This is a genomic window from Aquimarina sp. KJ22-3 (assembly GCF_055808215.1).
The window spans coordinates 2,288,507-2,306,351 of sequence record NZ_CM147859.1 but is presented as its reverse complement, the minus strand read 5'-3'; the positions used below and the strand labels follow the sequence as shown (position 1 = coordinate 2,306,351).

11 protein-coding genes are annotated in these 17,845 nt (G+C 35.9%); 3 read left to right on the top strand and 8 right to left on the bottom strand.

The window, feature by feature from the left end; genetic code table 11:
* Nucleotides 1–44: 44 nt before the first annotated feature.
* Entirely contained in the window at nt 45–2,828 is a 2,784-nt protein-coding gene (locus AC0L3Q_RS10495) for a putative LPS assembly protein LptD (RefSeq protein ID WP_473286519.1), read from the top strand.
* 53 nt (nt 2,829–2,881) lie between these two features.
* Complete coding sequence (locus AC0L3Q_RS10490) at nt 2,882–3,262, top strand: RidA family protein (RefSeq protein WP_473286518.1); 381 nt, start codon at nt 2,882–2,884, stop codon at nt 3,260–3,262.
* Between the two features lie 74 nt (nt 3,263–3,336).
* On the opposite strand, the gene AC0L3Q_RS10485 is transcribed toward AC0L3Q_RS10490, so the two are convergent.
* On the bottom strand, nt 3,337–5,520 hold the full coding sequence (locus AC0L3Q_RS10485; RefSeq protein ID WP_473286517.1) for a T9SS type A sorting domain-containing protein: 2,184 nt from the start codon (nt 5,518–5,520) through the stop codon (nt 3,337–3,339).
* 219 nt (nt 5,521–5,739) lie between these two features.
* Here AC0L3Q_RS10485 and AC0L3Q_RS10480 point away from each other — a divergent pair, with 219 nt between their 5' ends.
* On the top strand, nt 5,740–6,297 hold the full coding sequence (locus tag AC0L3Q_RS10480; RefSeq protein ID WP_473286516.1) for a hypothetical protein: 558 nt from the start codon (nt 5,740–5,742) through the stop codon (nt 6,295–6,297).
* A 149-nt stretch (nt 6,298–6,446) separates the two neighbouring features.
* Here the strand turns inward: AC0L3Q_RS10480 and AC0L3Q_RS10475 are convergent, their stop codons facing one another.
* The 7 genes from AC0L3Q_RS10475 to AC0L3Q_RS10445 form a co-directional block, all read right to left on the bottom strand.
* Complete coding sequence (locus tag AC0L3Q_RS10475) at nt 6,447–7,418, bottom strand: hypothetical protein (protein ID WP_473286515.1); 972 nt, start codon at nt 7,416–7,418, stop codon at nt 6,447–6,449.
* 11 nt (nt 7,419–7,429) lie between these two features.
* On the bottom strand, nt 7,430–8,146 hold the full coding sequence (locus AC0L3Q_RS10470; RefSeq protein WP_473286514.1) for a toxin-antitoxin system YwqK family antitoxin: 717 nt from the start codon (nt 8,144–8,146) through the stop codon (nt 7,430–7,432).
* Between the two features lie 100 nt (nt 8,147–8,246).
* The gene (locus tag AC0L3Q_RS10465; protein WP_473286513.1) at nt 8,247–8,825 is read right to left on the bottom strand and encodes an RDD family protein; all 579 of its coding nucleotides are present in this window, start codon (nt 8,823–8,825) and stop codon (nt 8,247–8,249) included.
* Nucleotides 8,826–8,902: 77 nt separating this feature from the next.
* Complete coding sequence (locus tag AC0L3Q_RS10460; RefSeq protein ID WP_473286512.1) at nt 8,903–9,643, bottom strand: hypothetical protein; 741 nt, start codon at nt 9,641–9,643, stop codon at nt 8,903–8,905.
* A gap of 340 nt (nt 9,644–9,983) precedes the next feature.
* Nucleotides 9,984–10,490, bottom strand: a complete 507-nt coding sequence (locus AC0L3Q_RS10455) for a hypothetical protein (RefSeq protein ID WP_473286511.1) — start codon at nt 10,488–10,490, stop codon at nt 9,984–9,986.
* 9 nt (nt 10,491–10,499) lie between these two features.
* The gene (locus AC0L3Q_RS10450) at nt 10,500–14,741 is read right to left on the bottom strand and encodes a DUF6443 domain-containing protein (RefSeq protein WP_473286510.1); all 4,242 of its coding nucleotides are present in this window, start codon (nt 14,739–14,741) and stop codon (nt 10,500–10,502) included.
* A 9-nt stretch (nt 14,742–14,750) separates the two neighbouring features.
* Complete coding sequence (locus AC0L3Q_RS10445) at nt 14,751–17,840, bottom strand: RHS repeat domain-containing protein (protein ID WP_473286509.1); 3,090 nt, start codon at nt 17,838–17,840, stop codon at nt 14,751–14,753.
* Between the last annotated feature and the right edge of the window lie 5 nt (nt 17,841–17,845).

The window sequence follows — 17,845 nt, the reverse complement described above, 5'->3', positions numbered from 1 at the left end:
TTTTTTTATCATTTACAAACGAGGCATAAAAAATATATGTAATTTTGGCACTTCAAAAACTAAGCCATAGTTTTACAAAAATAGGATTTAAACCATTGCAAACAACGGTACGACACATACTTTATTCACTGAGTTTTTCACTGTTTTGTATTTTTCAAATAGCTGCACAGGAGACAAACAAGACTACAGAGGTACCAATCCCGGCAGAGAGAGATTCTATTTCTGCCAGAGACACAATTACCAATAACAAAGAAAAAATTAAAGTAGATCCAGAACTCTTACTCAATGAAAGAGAGCAGGATACTACAGATCAGGATTCTATTGTTCCTGAACCGCAACTACTTACAGACAAGGTAGATTATAAGGCTACAGACTATATGCGGCTAAGTCGAAGAGAAAACAAAATGTATCTCTACAACGAGGCTGAGATTATCTATGGAGATATGCAAATCAATTCTGGATTGATTATCGTGGATAACGAAAAGAATGAGGTTTATGCTTATGGAATTAAGGATTCTTTGGGCGAGTATACTCAGACTCCTATATTTAAACAAGCTCAAAATGTTGTAGAACCAGATTCTATACGTTTTAATTTTGATACCGAAAAAGCACTGATCTACAATTCGAGAACGGAACAAAACGGATTTAAAATCAAAAATGAAGTATCCAAACGGGAAAACGACTCTGTCATCTATATGCGCAATGTAAAGTTTACCACTGCAGAGGATATCGAGAATCCAGAGTATTATTTCTATGCACGTAGGATCAAATTTGTACCTAAAAAGAAAATCGTTACCGGGCTGGTCAATATGTTTATTGCAGATGTACCTACTCCATTAGGATTGCCTTTTGGATATTTCCCGTTAACCGAAGATAGAACTTCAGGATTTATTATTCCTAATCCCGGAGAAGAGAACAGACGTGGTTATTTTCTACAAAATGGTGGGTATTATTTTGCCATTAGTGATTATGTAGATCTAACCTTACTGGGAGATTATTATACCAATGGTAGTTATACCTTTGCCGTCGAATCTGCTTATGCTAAACGGTACCGTTTTAGAGGAAACTTACGTTTTAGGTTTGAAAACAACTTACAAAGTGAACGTGGATTTCCAGATTTTTCTCGTACCACAACCTATAATATTCAGTGGACACATAGCCAGGATGCCAAAGCAAATCCAAACTCTCGCTTTTCGGCTTCGGTGAACTTTGGAAGTAGTGATTTCTTCCAACAGTCTACCAACCAGTTGAATACCGGAAACTTTCTGAACAACCAGATTAGTTCGAACATCTCGTATTCCAAAACTTTTCCTGGAGATCCACAAGTGAACATAAACGTAGCAGCTACCCACAACTCGAATACCAATACGGGTATTGTAAATATGTCTTTACCTAATGTAAACGCTAGCGTATCCAGGGTATTCCCTTTTGCACCAAAGGTGGGAGTTAAGAAGGGAATTATTCAAAACATCAATACACAATATAACTTTACAGGAGAAAATCGAATTGTTACTAATGATGATGATTTATTCTCTGCACGTATGTTTGAAAATGCGAGTACTGGGATGCGTCATTCGATTCCGCTGACTACTAACTTTAAGATTTTCAAATATTTAAGCGCCACAGCGGGTACTAATTACCAGGAAAGCTGGGTTTTTGAAACTATTGAGCAGCGTTTTGACGAAGATACACGTGAGGTAGTAGAAGATACCATATCAGGTTTTGATGCTTTTAGAACTTATAACTTTTCTGCAAGTTTAGGAACTACTATCTATGGTACCTTTAATTTTAAAGAAGGTAAGAAAATACAGGCGATTCGCCATACCATGCGTCCATCGGTAAGTTATAGTATCAACCCTGCTTTTGATCAATTCTATGATGAATTTACGATCACCGATGACCCTACAACTCCCGAAGACGAAACGGAAATTGTAGAATACTCCAGATTTGAAGGTGGTTTCTTTGGAGCTCCAAGTAATGTATTCTCAAGTAGTATCGGGTTTTCATTAAGCAATAATGTAGAGATGAAAGTCCGGAGTAAAGACACTACCTCAACCGAACCCAGAAAAATAACTTTGTTGAACAACCTCAATTTCAGCACAGCATATAATATTGCGGGAGATTCTTTAAAAATTAGCCCGTTATCGATTACCGGTAATATTCCTATTATTCAGAACAAATTGGATATCAACTTCAGTGCCGCTCTAGATCCTTATGCCCTGGATAACAACAACCGAAAGATCGATGTCTTTAATATTGAAAACGGAGGAAGTTTATTCCGATTAACACGTGCAAGTGCCAATTTTGGATATTCGTTCTCTAGCCAGGATTTTGAAAAAGGCAAGGTCAATGAAGACCCGCTCGAGAATCAAAATTTCAGAAATGAAGGACGACCGGATAACCTCTTTGGTGGAGTGACTGATTTTGGAGAAGATCGCTCCTTTGTTGAGGATAAAGACAAGAAAACAAATACAGATCAAAAGGATTACCATTATAAGATCCCTTGGAATCTCCGAGTCTCCTATAATGTAAATTACAATAACAGTGCCCGGCAAAATGAGATTTCCTCGCATTCGATCATGTTTTCTGGGGATGTAGAATTGGCTCCTCGATGGTCTGTAGGGGTCTCATCTGGTTATGATTTACGAAATCCCGGATTTACTTTTACCAATCTCAGATTTCAGAGAGATCTGGAAAGTTGGCGTATGAGTTTTAACTGGATTCCATTTAGTGAACGTACGTCATGGAATTTCTTTATCGGTATCAAATCTTCTGTACTTAGCGATATTAAATGGGATAAACGAAGAGAGCCAGATCGCCAGTTATAAGAGGAAAAAGAATAGCTTTACATCAAATAAAACAACTTATAACACTTCACATCATGAAAAAAATTGTTACCACTTCAAAAGCTCCAGCTCCAATAGGACCTTATAATCAGGCTATTTTAAACGGAAACACCCTTTATACTTCTGGACAAATTGCTATCAATCCAGAAACTGGAGAGTTAGTACTAGATGATATTAAAACCGAAGCAGAAATGGTAATACAAAATCTAAAAGCTATTCTTGATGAAGTAGGTATGACTTTCGAAAATGTGATCAAGACGACCATTTTTCTAAATGACATGAACAATTTTGCACAAGTGAATGAAGTATACGGAAGCTATTTTAACGAAGATACTGCTCCAGCGCGAGAAACCGTTGCCGTTGCTGCTCTACCAAAATTTGTAAATGTAGAAATTTCAGTAATTGCTGTTAAATAATATTTCTTCGATATATACAAAACCCGGTGTTAGGATTAACACCGGGTTTTTTGTTTTATTGGTTAGGTCGGGTGCTACTTTATAATGATTTTTCTAGTGGCCTTGGTCGCACCAGACTCGATCACGACAATGTAGTTTCCTTCTCTGATTTGGTTAGGATCAAAAGACAAATTGTAGATGCCTTTTTCTACATATTGATTCTGAAGTTCTGTGATCAGTTTTCCGTTCATATCGAACAATGAAACTTTGATTGTAGCATTTTTGTTTGCTACATAATGAATATTTCCTTCGTCTTGCATCGGGTTAGGATACACTCCGATCACTACAAAATCTTCATTAGTATCTTTTACGGTTGGTTGTTTGGTGAATACATCTTCTTGTGCATTACTTCTAGCTGAAGCTCGAGCCGGACTTGATGCTTCTCTTAAACGACAATCATTGGCATTTACATACCATCCTCTAGAGCGTTTTTCTCCAACTCTAGGTCGAGTAAGATCTTCGATATCGTACCAATCGGCCTGTGCTCTATTTTCATTTACATCCAGCACAAAGTACCCATGATTATCCAAATCCACATCTTTGATATGTCGATTTAACAAGCGGATGTAAAACTGGCCTATTCCAGAGGCAACTCCCCCAACAAGGTCCAAATTTTGAGAAGTAACACTAGGCACGACAAATTCACACATTTCACAATTTCTTCTATACCGTACTTCTCCGGCAAACGTACTATGAATATCTCCAGTAAGTACGACTACATTATTGATATCATTATCTCTTACGTATTGTAATAAGCGATCTCTCTCTTCGCTGTATCCATCCCAAGCGTCGTTTGATGGTACTCCATTCCAAGGCATCATCATGACCTGATTACCAATAACTCTCCATTTTGCCGTAGAAGCTGATAATTGATCGGTTAGCCAATCAAACTGCTCTGCTCCCAAAATTGAAGTATAGGTTGCTTTGTTATCTTTTGCATTGTTTGCTTCAGAATATACAGTCCCTTTTTTTAATAAGGTTTCCAACTCTTCTACAGATCCGTTTTTTGCATCAACCCTTTTGTTCTGCACAACGGCTTCTGCAAAGAGATCTACTGCTCTTTCAAATTCGGTTGTAGACAGCCCTTTTCCATTAGGTATTTTGGTATCTTCTATCTGAAGAACCATAGGTAATACCGTAGTCAAAATCTCTTTTACATCATTTACATTATTCAAGTCCTTTTTGGCAATGACCTGCTGTACATATTGCTTAAATTCTTTATTTGTTGCAGCAGCGCTTATTAGGTTTTTTGAAGTAGACACTTGCGTATCTCTTCCTTCAATTCTTGTATCCAGCATGATCAAATCCAGTAACTTTCCATAGGAAATCTTGCGATACAAACGATATTGCTCGATGGAATTGGCACGAACTGGCATCCACTCAAAATAAGCTTTGTGTGCATTGCTTTTCCTGGTTTCCCAATTTCCTTCGGTAGATGGAGTGTGGTTCTCTGCACCAAATTTATTAGCGTCATTGGCAAACTCGTGATCATCCCAAATATGAATAAAAGGATGTTGTTGGTGTACATTGCGAAGCATAGCGTCTAATCGATAATACGAATAGCGCACCCGGTAATCATCTAGAGTAATGGTTTCATTTTCTGGTAAATGCCCTCTTCCTATCTCATTGCTGTAGCCATACCCTCCTGATTCGTATTCATAGATATAATCCCCTAGATGAATCACGGCATCAATATCATTGCGATTAGCGATTTGGTTATACGCATTAAAATATCCATTTTGATAGTTGGAACAAGACACTACCGCAAATCTTAGGTTATCCACCAAATCGTCTTGTGCAGGAGCAGTTCTCGTTTTACCTACGATCGACTGTTTTCCTAAAGCTTCGAACTGATAATAGTAATTCGTAAATGGATTCAGGCCGGTAACATCAATTTTTACTGTGTAATCTTTACTTTGATTGGTAGTAAGCTGTCCTTGTCGTACTACCTGAGTCATTTGTGGATTAGTAGCCACTTTCCAGGATACCGGAACCGAAGTATCATTGGTAGTCACACGTGTCCAAATGATTACCGCATCTTCCAAAGGGTCTCCCGAAGCTAATCCATGATAAAAAGGTGCCAAACCTGGATCAAAATAAGTGTCGATTGATTTGTTGTTGGTTGCTCTTTCAATCCTGGTGAGCTGTCCTTTTTGCTGGGCATAAAAAAGTTGAGATACTAATAGCAGCCCAAAAACAAAAGATAATTGTGTTTTCATGTTAGATTCAATTTTTGTGTTAGTGTTGTTGAATTTTCCGCGAAAATATGTGAACCTCTCTACAAAAAACATCAGATAAATTGCATTTAATCAAAGCTTAAAATAGCTAACCATTTTTTCTGAAATCACACCTATGAAATAATCTGTAGTTTATCCATTTTTCGAAATGAATTAGTATCTTAAAGCAGTTACTTACAATATTAGAATTGTTCTTACAACATGAAGAATTACCATTTACTGGCAGAAGATTCTCTTACTCAACTCATCCTATCCAAAGGAATCAAAAATTGGTCTACCCTACTCGAATACGTTCGCCATATCCCCTATGGTCGTAATGCGAATCGCACAGATGTCTCTTTAGTCATAAAGGAACATCAAGGTACTTGTAGTTCTAAACATGCCTTATTAAAAACGGTGGCTGATCTTAATTCGATCCCAGTAACCTTGATTATGGGGATATATAAAATGAATGCGAACAATACTCCAAAAATTGGAAATGTTCTTGAAGAACATGATTTAGACTATATTCCTGAGGCGCATTGTTATTTAAGAATAGGAGATCAAACAATGGATGTAACCTCGGCAAGTTCGAGTTTTGATCGTATCCAAGATGCTGTATTACTAGAACAAGCAATTATCCCAGAGCAAGTGGGCGCTTATAAAGTTGATGTTCATAAGGCCTTTATCAAAGAATGGATTGTAGAAAACAACATCAGTTTATCTTTTGAAGAGGTTTGGAACCTACGAGAACAGTGTATCAAAAACTTATCATCTTGAATCAAAAACACAAGCAAAACAACCTAACTACAATAATATCAATTATTTACCGTTACAACATTACAAACCTACTAGCAATACTGGCGTTAAAAATTCTGCTAAATCGATCTTTTTGCTACCTGAGGAGATCGATTTTTTGATCCCCAATTTTACATTTTCTTCAAACTTTGAGATAAAGCTCTAAAATGCGTTTTGATTTCATCAAACTCTTGTGGTGATATTTCTTTTGAATCTATAATTCCCTGAAGCGCATAATAATTTTGATCATCAAATAGTAGGATCAATGCGTAGGTCTTTATTATTTGCTCTTTATCGTTTGGTTGCGAAAAATACAGTTCGTACCCTTCTAAACCATCTATGGTAATGGGATCGGCTGTGATATTTTTGCTTCGAATTTCTTTATATCCATAGTTAATTACAAATTCTTTTTTATCTTCTATTTCGTATCGTGTTGGAGCGTGAGTAATGGTATAAGAAAAAGCAGGGTCCGATAGTGGTTTTCCGGTTCCGTCTCCTGCAAAACTAACCGATCCTCCCCAAAATCCTCCCTGTTTTTTGAGTCCGTAAGTCTCTAAATCCAAGGTAATCCCAAGCTCATCTAAATGAGAAATTTTTCGCTCAGGATGATATACAATACTCAGCATTGCCTTTCTAATATCTTGATCCAAAATATCTTTTAGAGAACTCTGATATTTTGCGTTGATCACTGCTCCTTTACCCTGATCTATTTCTATATACAGTAAATGATTATGTGTATCAATACCTGGTGCATCGGTACTTTCGAAACTTACCCATATCGCTTCTTTGTCATTAAACAAGAAATGTTGGATCTTTGTGCCGGATATACCATAGGAATTAAACTTTTTCTCACTAACCGTGTTTTTAATGTCGGAAAACATGGATTTAGATAAGGTCATGGTCGTAATTTTGGCCACACCATGCTCCATCATCAACCCTTTGATGATCGCTTCCATCTTAAATCCTTGTGGAGGAATAATACTAAACTTAGTCCCAGGAATGATTTTATGCGCTGTAGTAACTTTGGAAATGGTATTTTGCAGTTCTTGCCCGTAACTAGAGCAAAACACCAAACACAATAGCAATACTTTATATATTTTCACAGGTTTACGTTTTAAAATTTCTCGGTAGCCAATACGTTACCTTCTTGATCAAAATACTCCCAGGTTCCTGATTTTTTATCCAATTCGTAAGTGCCTTTTTCAGCTATGGATCCATCTGGATAGTATTTTTCATAAGCGCCATGCCATAGCCCGGATTGACAGTTATAAACTTCTTTAAGTACGCCTTGATCACTGTACTCTTTCCACTCTCCATCTACTTTACCATTGTGAAAGAATCCCGTAACCGATAATTGACCATTGGGATAATACTCATCATGCTTACCATGCAATGTTCCATTTTGTATGGCAGTTTGTAGTTTTATTGTACCATCTGCAAAAAAATAGATCCGTTCTTTTTGAAGAACTCCTTTTTTGAATAGTTCTCTACCATGTACAGCGCCATCATGGTGATAAGACTCCCACACTCCTTCTTGTTGATCATTGACATACATCCCTTTTCTGGCCAAAGCACCTGTACGATTATCATAACCTCTGGCTTCCCCTTCTTTTATACCGTTCTTGTAGGGAATCGAATCGAAGATAATCGCCTCTTCGTCATAATATACCCATACGCCGATCTTTTTGGAACCGATTACCTTACCAATACCACTCACATTCCCATTATCATGATATTCTACTTTTTGTGTGCCTTTGGGTTCTTTATTACAAGCTAGTAGTAGACCTAACATCATGATCACTAGGATATATAACCTATGATTTTTTATCATGTATTTCTTATTTATTGGTGAAAATACAAAAAACAGTCAAGCCTATTTTGACTTGACTGCTGATTAATTATTTTCTACAATAGATTTTAGCTTGTTGATACTACGCGTCGACTACTCTGGTTTTGGACATGGTATCATGCCAACCAGGACCATCCCCCAGAAAAGAAAAAGCCTCAAAAGGAATATATCGGCACAAACTGCGAACTAATATGGCATTCGCATCTGGTTTGTTACCTTGCTCATCTACTACTTTGGTACCTGTAATTAATTTACCTATAGTTCTACCCGTGATCATTTCAAAAACGGAATAGTATATCATTCCTACGACAAAACCAAACACATAATCCAGCAAACGTCCTCCGTTTTCTATAGCTTCGAGCATTTCTGGCGAAATGAGCGCTAATACTACACCAATCATAAAACTAAACACCATGATAAAAATAAAATCGATGATGTAATTCGTAAAACGTTTACCTTGGCTTGCTAGTTTCCCAACAGATTCTCTGGTGATGGCCAGTTGTTCTTCTTTCTCTTTTAATACTGTATCTTCTACATAAGAAGTGCATTCTTCTTGAAAATCTGCTACTGCGTTGGTTAAACTACAGATAATCCCTTGTTGTAAATCAAATTTTTGATGTTGGCACACTTTACAAAATGCCAGTTGTTCTTGTCTATTCATTGTATTTTGTTTTGGGGTTTTAATATTACTAATTTTAAAAATATAGATATTCAGTTTCATTATTTGAAACTCTACATTTAAAAATTCACATCCCTATCCAGGTTGGTGAGTATCCTTACTTTTAACTTTCCATCTGTTATATCTTTAAATTTGGTTTCGTCTTTATGGCTATACATTCTACAAGAAAAAGTCCCTTCTATGGCAAAGCTATTAGGCTCTTCTCTTGTAACCTTGGTGATTTTGAAAGTACTATTCGAATTTTCTTCATTAGATCGATAAAAATCCTGTTCATTTTCTGGCACCCCAGGTACATCGGGTGGAAAAAAGAAGAAAGTGACTTGATTCAATCGATCATCTCCTACAGCCTCTGCAAAGGTAAAATCCTGATTAGTAAACGCATCCTCGAGCCCTAGTCTTTCGTTTTCTATAGAACATTGATCCAGATCGATATTTCTGATAAACAATTTTGCCGAAACAATATTAGCATCAGATCCAATAACCGGAAACAAACCAAATGCATAAGAGCCAGAGCAAAACTCTACTTCTTCCCCATTAATGTTACGTGGTCTTTTTCGAATCCCAAAGCCTCCAAAATCAAAGGTATAATCATCCATAGGTGATATGACTCCAGAAGCATATAGCTCTGATTTCATATTAAATTCTTCCTCTCCCAAAGTCCCTTGAAAGAAAAATTCCTGAATAGGCACCGGTTCTTCCTCTGGTCCTTCGTCTACCGTATTATCTGAGGAGCAAGAGAATAACAATAGAATTAGCATACTATACGCTATACTTAAATCACTAATTGTTGGGTTCTTCATAAATTAAATTTGTTGATATTAAAAAAACAGTCACTTATGAGTAGGTGACTGTTTTTAGTGTTTTATTACCTATTTTGAATGTTAAAGTTTGATGATATTTCGTTTTATTTTGTTGAAAATATTTTTACTTTATCACTCATAACGCACGGAAAGTAATTCCGCGATATCATTTCTCAAAAATACAACAAGCCAGTTTCATGTTTTGAAACCAGCTTGTTATATATTTTTCTTACTTATACTCCCCACTAGTCACAGACTAGCGGAAGCAGAGAAATAGCTGTTTTAAGTTATTATTAATATAAATAAGAAATATCTTAACTCAAACAATAATTAAGAATTGCTAAGGAGTCTTCATTACTTCAAACATACTTTTTTCATAATTCCAAAATATATTAATATCATCAGAAACTCCATTTCCTTTATCAAACAATGCTTGTAACGTAAAATCATCTTCTCCTACGACAACAATTTTGTACCCAAAAAAATCTTCAGATCTTATTTCAACATCTATTCCAGATTTATTCCTAAGGATATTTTTTCTAATAGAATAAATTGTATCCTTTTCTTTGATTACAAATAATTCATCATAAACATCCTTTTCCCCTTTAACTTTTTCTCCAAAAACAGTGCCTAAAAATAGTTCACTCTTCTCTTTTAATGTAAATAATGAATCTAATTGTTTTATGCTTCCACTAGTTATAGTTTTTTTTACTTTAAAATTTTTATTTAAAGTCGAATCATTAGTACCTTTTTGAAATGTTTCAATACCTAATTTTTGTTGATCATTTTTCTTGGATATACAAGAAAAAAGTAGAAAGACTACTAACAACAAAACAAATTTCTTCATAGTCGTATTTTAATTATTAATTAATTTCCAGTCTAGCTCTCTAAAATACTTTACTCCTCCTTTTTTCTTGGTGTAAGAATCTAAGTAATTAAGAGGCCTTATTTCCATTACTTTATTGCCTTGCGATGGATGTAACATTTGATTGTCATTTAATATAGTTGTAACGTGATCAATATTGCCATCAGAAGTGTAATCATAGAAAATAACACTTCCTCTTCCTTTTGAATTTGAAACTTTTGAAAAGTTTGTGAATAATCCATGTGCATTTGTGTCTTTAAAATCACCGTTAGCTACTTTTCTTATACCAAATATTGCTAATCCAGAGCAGTCAAAACAATCCGGCCCTTCTTTTCCCCACACATATGGTTTACCAGCTTGTTTTTCAACTATTCCTGCAAATTGCTCATTAAAACTCTTAGTATTAACTGAAAGTTCTCTAAAATCCCATACCTCTCCTGTTTCAAGATTACTTGCTAAACCATTAGTATGATAAAAAACATTTTCTTCAATAAAGTAATCCCCCGTTTTATAAACACCTCCACTTAGCAGATCACCTGTCCCTTTCAACCTATCTAAATCTTCCTGGCTTTGTACATTTTCATCATAAGCTAAATTACCATTTAAATCATAGTACCAATCAAATCCACCATCAGGATCTACTCTAATAATGGGGTTATTAGACATTGATAAGTATGGAGAACTATGTTGTTCATAGGGGTCAGCTGTAAACCATCTCCCCAAAGCCGGATCAAATTGACGTAATTCAAACTCATAAACATTAAAATCCAAATCCTGAGTTAACTCCATATTTTGATACCCATAATTATGATTTCTTCCTATGCTTGCTTCATTGTATCCTTTATGTACTAATCCGAAGGGATAATAATTTTTTTCTTGCAGGATTTCATTAGCTGAAATAGTACCATCTTGATTTATATCTTTATAAGACAATCTAATATTATCCAAATGGTCTTTATGTTGGTAGACATACTCAAAACCGCCGGTATTTGCTGGTTCTATATAACCTTCTGAATGATTCATAAATGCTAAACTACCATTTTCATAAATATAGTTATCGGCATACTCTGTATTTGTAACAGAAGATCCTATGGTTGTGATCTTTTTAAGTCTTATACCAACAGCGTCATAAATATACGCAATTGTTCCTGTACCAGAACTATTTGAGATCGAAACTGTAGTTGGTAAGTTTAAATGATTATATACGATGTTATTGATCCCCTTGTTACGATCAATAGTCATGTTCCCATTAGTATCATACTCATAATCGTCATTGGTATTGCTCCCGTCTTTAAATCCGTAACTATCATTACCTGTATCCGTAACTCCCAAAAGTTGATTTCCGCTATTGTAGGTATAGGACAAAATGTCCATATTACCAAAAGATGTGGCTGCACTATTCACATGCCCTTTTCTGCTTAGATTGATAATATTCCCTACCTTATCATAGGCTATACCAGATACATCATAATTACCACTGGTACTAGTTGCTTCTAATATTCTATTTAAAGCATCATAGGTATAGGTATAGTTTCTGGTCACATGATCATTTGCTGTTCTCCAGGATGTTTTGGCGATGTTACCATTGTATAAAGCATTAGTCCCACTATCATAATCTATAGCAAACCCAAATAAGTCTCCATTTGCTGTGGTTCCGTTATTTATGGATTTCATCCACCCTCTTATTGTATACGCATAATCCACTTGTTGCAGGGGTTCACTTTCGGTATTTCCTACCTTTTTACCTGTCATTCGACCCAATTCATCATAGGTATTGGCTACGATCAGTTCACCACCGGTTTCTTGTATTTTTGCTGAGTAACTTGTAGATGCACTAGCAATAGCATGAAAGCCTGGTAATAAGGTAATACTATTACCCGCTAAGGTATTGATATTACCAGATATGGCTTCAGACAGTACTATATTAGCCTCCAAACTAGGATCTGCTTGTCCACAATTGTTAGACAACGAATCATCTCCTATACATTGTTTTTGAGATATCAATCGATTTTGGTGATCATAGGTAAACGCATCTACAGTAACAATAGCAGTATTTGAACCTTTTTGATGTCTGGCTCTTGTTTTGATCACATTCCCTACAAAATCCAGCTGAGAGGAGATTTGATCTGTAGTCCCTAAATATTCATTTTTGGCAGCCACATAAATGGATCTGGCTTTTTGATCATAATAGGTAATCGTAGTGATCCAATTATTGGTTTCGAGAACCTTTACTTTAGTACCCGTAGGTAAGGATTGTGTATCGCTTGAAACGGACTCCCCAAATACTGTGGGTGGACTGGTTAATCCAACCGTATCGAAGACATAATTGTCGTAATAATTGATAGTATACACTTCATCAAAACTAGTAGGATAAGCATTTTTGGTGTAAAACACTGTAGTCCCAGCATAGGTATTACCCGTATCGGTTTTGGTTACATATTGATTGGACACAGCATCTGCTTCTGTTTGTAACTGTGCCCTAGATTTATTATTTCCATTATCTACTCCAGTATACGCTACTCTACCATAGGCATCATATAGTGTAAACAACCATTTGTTTTGCGCTTTTAAGTTTCCATCTTGCGTCATGATGGGCTCATTACGCTTGTTGTATACGATGTACTCTTTATCATCTTTACCTGGTATTTTCTTCTCAATCAAACGATTACGCTCATCATAAACATATTGATAGCATAGTTCATTTAATTCGTCAGACGACACCCCATCACTAAGATCAACTTTTGGAGGGACTACATAGGCCAGGTTTCCGTATTTATCATACACATAATAGGTATCATGAGACACTTGAGATTCTGGTATGTTATCCCCATCGATATCGGTATCGGCATAGGTACGTTTTAATACTACATTTCCCTCGATATTGGTAAACTCTTCTGTTGTATGGTTTTTGGTAGTCGTTCCTGGGTGGTTCTCATCTTTGACTACCGATTTCTGTAACTCTCCTGCAGCATAATAACTACTGGTATTAGCTACTAACTCTGGCGTCAACGGATCATCATTTGCAAAAATAGCTTCCAAACGTCGTACCTCGTTGGCTACATTGGTTTTATAATCAGATTCTATTTCATGACCATTACCCATTTTCCAAGATGTTCCTGGTGCTGCTTGCTTCAAGGTTCTGTTTAATGGTGAAGCTTCAAATTGAACTTGGCTAAACGGATTGGTTGTATTCTCATATTTTGGTGTGTTATAAAAACTTTGCAGTTCGGCAAGTGGGCTAGTTCTTATACTACCATTATTAGAAGATGTACTTGCATAAGGTAAGTTTTCTTTTTCCTGTCTCCCATAGGTATCATATTCAAAATGGGTAATGATATCCTGTTTTTGCCCTCCGGCTTTTACAACTACATTTTGCTTAGGTCTCCCCAAACCATCATAATATGCAATGGTTCTATTCGCCAAATCGTCATTTTTATTAAGAATTAAAGTTTCACTATCACTTATACTTGTTGGATATGGAGGCAACGCCTCGCTTGCGTAATAAATCAGATAATTGTTCTCTATTTTAGCTTTGTAAATTGATGGATTAGTGGGATCATTGGTATGATAAAAAGTCCCCAACTCCATATCTGGTAATGTATTGGTTGTAAGGTATCTAATATTTCCTGTTTTTAACTGACATGTCGGACTCCAGCTTCCAGCAACAGTTAGATATACATAACCACTCTCAATTCTTAGAGAGCTACTCCCTCCACCTCCACCAGAAGTACAGGTAAATGGACTTCCTAAGTTGGTATTATAATTCAAGTTATAATACTCACTAGTATTTGGCATGAGTCTTGTCATTGTTGTATTGACAGAAGTGATGAAGTAACGAGAATAGAAAACTAACTCTCCACCCTCTATCTTCATCTTATAGCCACTAGGTCCATTGGATGTCATTACATCACCCAACTCTAAATCAGGTAGTGCTGGGGTAGTATTCAAAGTGGCTATAACTCCAGATTTTAGAGCTGAAGTCGAAGGCCATGATGCATTAAAATCAATTCTCAGTACATTATCTTGAATCGTTATAGAACCACCACCTATACCATTACCTCCGCTTACAAAATCTGAGGCAGTAAGTGTATGTGAATAATCATTAAAATTACCTAAAGGTCCAAGATATTCTGATCTATACGCTGTAGTTTCGATATAATTTTCTGTATTCGTTTGCCCGAAGGAATACAATGAGCAAACAAAAACTAAGAGTATATATATTATTTTTTTCATAACTGTCTTTTAATTGTTTGATCTGTAGTGATACTTATTTTCGGTGACGATATTACCCTCTGCATCTTTGACCTCCTTCAGTCGGTTTCCTTCATCATAGGTGTAATATGAGGTATACCCTTTTGGATCTGTCATGCTTTCTAATCCCTTAAGCAGGGAATAAGTATAGGTAGTTACAAAAGCATTTTTCATCGTGCTATGGGATCTAATCTTATCCATTTCGACTCTGAGCTGAGCTGCAGAATGATTCTGTAAATAGCTTAGGTTATCTCCAGAAGTTCTACCCAAAGCGGTCATCACCTGTGCATAAGATGCATTTTCAATTTTAGCTATTGGATATTGATAATCGTACCCCCATAAGATCGTAGTAGAAATACCATCTCGTATATCATACTGTAACAGCTTACCGTTGCTGGTATATTTGGTATATGAAGTCTTGATACAAGTATCATCAAAATTATTAGGATACGAAGATTTTGCGCATTCCCAAGATTCATACATCAAAATTGCATTATTATGCTGTGGATACTTTTGATAATAGAAGTATTGATCTGAAGTAGTTGCCGAATTAGATGCATCGTATCTAAAGGTTTTAGAACTTCTTAATACACTCAAAAAGTTATTATCTCTCCCAAATGATGTAATATCGAAGTTGTAGGTTACACGAGTTCCATTTTCCTCTTGAATGTTTGGATCTTCCAAACGTTCTGAAGTTATATTGTTGTATACATCATATCCATAGGTCGTTTTTCTAGCTGCTATTTCAATCTCATCTTTATAGGTTCTTTCGATTTTGGATTGAAGATAAGTGGAATTGGTATAAATGGGATAAAATGTTAGTATACTGTATGGAATATAGTAATAGTAATATAAGCCATTATTCAAATACGACATTACATAAGTTTCAGCTGGATTAAATTTCACACCATAGTGAGTACCAGTGGTAGTTTTGGTTAAATAGGAATATTCTGAAAAAGAAACCATTTTGTTATCATTTGTAAATGCCTTCTCTGTTCGTAAACTTCCATTTTTGATAGCACCTTTTTGAGTTCCGTACATTGGGTTAAAATCTTTCCCTACGGTAATACCAAACGCTTGATTAGGAGTATTAACAAACTCTTTTACAACTCTTCCATTTTGATCTGAATTCTGAACGGTGACCTCATCATATCCAATATAATCTCCATCTACCAAGCCACTACTAGAATTAAAGCCGTCGATACCTATGGATACAACAGGAGTTCGAAATATTCGTCTTGAAGCAGCACCAAATACCCTAAAAACTCTTTCAGTAAACTCTCGAACAATGTTCTTTTTAGAAATTGCTTTACCCCCAGAGTAGCTAAATTGAGTAGTTTGTGCCAAATTGGTGGCATTAGTACGATCCAATCTTTTACTCACTCTTATTCCGTGACCACTGGTGACATTTGGCCCCGAATTAAAATAGGAATCAAAAGTATTTAATTCATATTCTAATGTAGATGAGCCTCCTGTAGGATAGGTGATTTTCTCAAGAGATTGTGCTTTGGTATAATCCAGATAGGCATTAAAATCATTTGATGCATTATCATTAAATTCTGGATAACCACATAATGCAAGAGATGGTATTAAAGAAGAATTGTTCTTACCGTTGTAGTACCCCCAATAATCTACTTTAAACGAATTTTTGGGAGGTAGCAAAGTTGAGTTATATTCAAACTCATATGCTCCTTTACCACTTTCTTGCACTTTGGTTAGGATTAATCTCTTTTTTAAGAAAGCACTTACACCACTAGAATTAGGACTATCGGTATAGGTATAATTTAAATCAAACTGATTAATCAAATTGTCTCTGTGATCATAAATCAGAACTCTGTCTAAACGTTTCATTCCACTATAATCTAGCCGATCTGAATATCCGAAAACTATTTTTTCTTTTGGCGTAGTGATTTGAGTCGCATAATTGAAATTCTGAGATGCCGTGTGCGAAGTTTCTAAAGTACCGTTGGTCCTGTCATCATTATGAAAATGGTTAGTTGTTGTCGCGTATCCGTCCTGCGAATTGTTTATTCCATCAAACAATTTTCTATCTGGAATTTCGGATGTGGATTCTATAGTCTGTGCTTTTTTCCTAAAATATTGTTGTCCAAGTTTACGACTTCCTAATACATTTGTTTCATTATAGGAGACAAGGATTTCATTTCCACTTCTGGTCACCATTTTACTGAGTTTAAAGATTTTAGAAGTAATCCTTTGATCACCGGACCCCAGAGGTGCTGCCAAATGACCTGAAACGGTAGAACTGGTAGTAATTACATCTATAATATCGAAAAAATGCTGAGTTGCAAAAGGATCGGTGATTTTGATTCCGGACACCCTTTCAACAGTATTCACTACTTCGGTTAACAACTCTACTTTATACTGCGGTTTATTATTAATAATTATCAAAGGATAAGGTATCGCAGCATCTTGTGGAGGTAATAATGAACGGTCTGTAGCCATGATCAGTTCATCTCCATTTATAGTTACCTTAAAAATATCAGGTTCAGAATCCATATGAAATCCAAAAGTCATTTCTTCGTACTGATTAGTATATTTATCCTCAAAAACTATAAAATCACGACTAGCTTTAAAATATAATGGTACTTCATTAATAGTGTTTGAACCCCCATAGGGCATCCCAACATAAGTAGTTTGACTTAAATTTGGCCAAGTAGCCCCAAGCGTTGGCATATTTGGACCCCCTACTATATCAGGTAAAGTTTGATGTGTTGTAGCGGTATCATAATCATCTTTATCATTAATGATTTGTACTACAGAAGGAATATTAAAATCCCATCCTAAACCTACCATACTGGCTTCTTGATCTACACGTATACCCCCAGTAGTGTAATTGAGCTGCAAAGGGAGTTGCGCATCATCAACCTGCAGGTTGTAAATAGGTACAGTTACTGTTGCTCTACCCGTATATTCATTCATGGGGATGTCCCCGTATTTTAAAAACTCGAAAGCCGCTGGAGCCGTAGGAGTAGAAAATGGTTGTCGATTCTCTACATCTTGCGCAAATGTGCTAAACGTACAGAAAAGCGCAACAACGAGAAGTTTTGCTAAATTCTTCATAAACA

Coding starts and splice junctions, on each gene's coding strand:
- AC0L3Q_RS10455 (WP_473286511.1), bottom strand. CDS start 10,490: ATGAAGAAATTTGTTTTGTTGTTAGTAGTCTTTCTACTTTTTTCTTGT.
- AC0L3Q_RS10460 (WP_473286512.1), bottom strand. CDS start 9,643: ATGAAGAACCCAACAATTAGTGATTTAAGTATAGCGTATAGTATGCTA.
- AC0L3Q_RS10470 (WP_473286514.1), bottom strand. CDS start 8,146: ATGATAAAAAATCATAGGTTATATATCCTAGTGATCATGATGTTAGGT.
- AC0L3Q_RS10485 (WP_473286517.1), bottom strand. CDS start 5,520: ATGAAAACACAATTATCTTTTGTTTTTGGGCTGCTATTAGTATCTCAA.
- AC0L3Q_RS10465 (WP_473286513.1), bottom strand. CDS start 8,825: ATGAATAGACAAGAACAACTGGCATTTTGTAAAGTGTGCCAACATCAA.
- AC0L3Q_RS10445 (WP_473286509.1), bottom strand. CDS start 17,840: ATGAAGAATTTAGCAAAACTTCTCGTTGTTGCGCTTTTCTGTACGTTT.
- AC0L3Q_RS10480 (WP_473286516.1), top strand. CDS start 5,740: ATGAAGAATTACCATTTACTGGCAGAAGATTCTCTTACTCAACTCATC.
- AC0L3Q_RS10490 (WP_473286518.1), top strand. CDS start 2,882: ATGAAAAAAATTGTTACCACTTCAAAAGCTCCAGCTCCAATAGGACCT.
- AC0L3Q_RS10450 (WP_473286510.1), bottom strand. CDS start 14,741: ATGAAAAAAATAATATATATACTCTTAGTTTTTGTTTGCTCATTGTAT.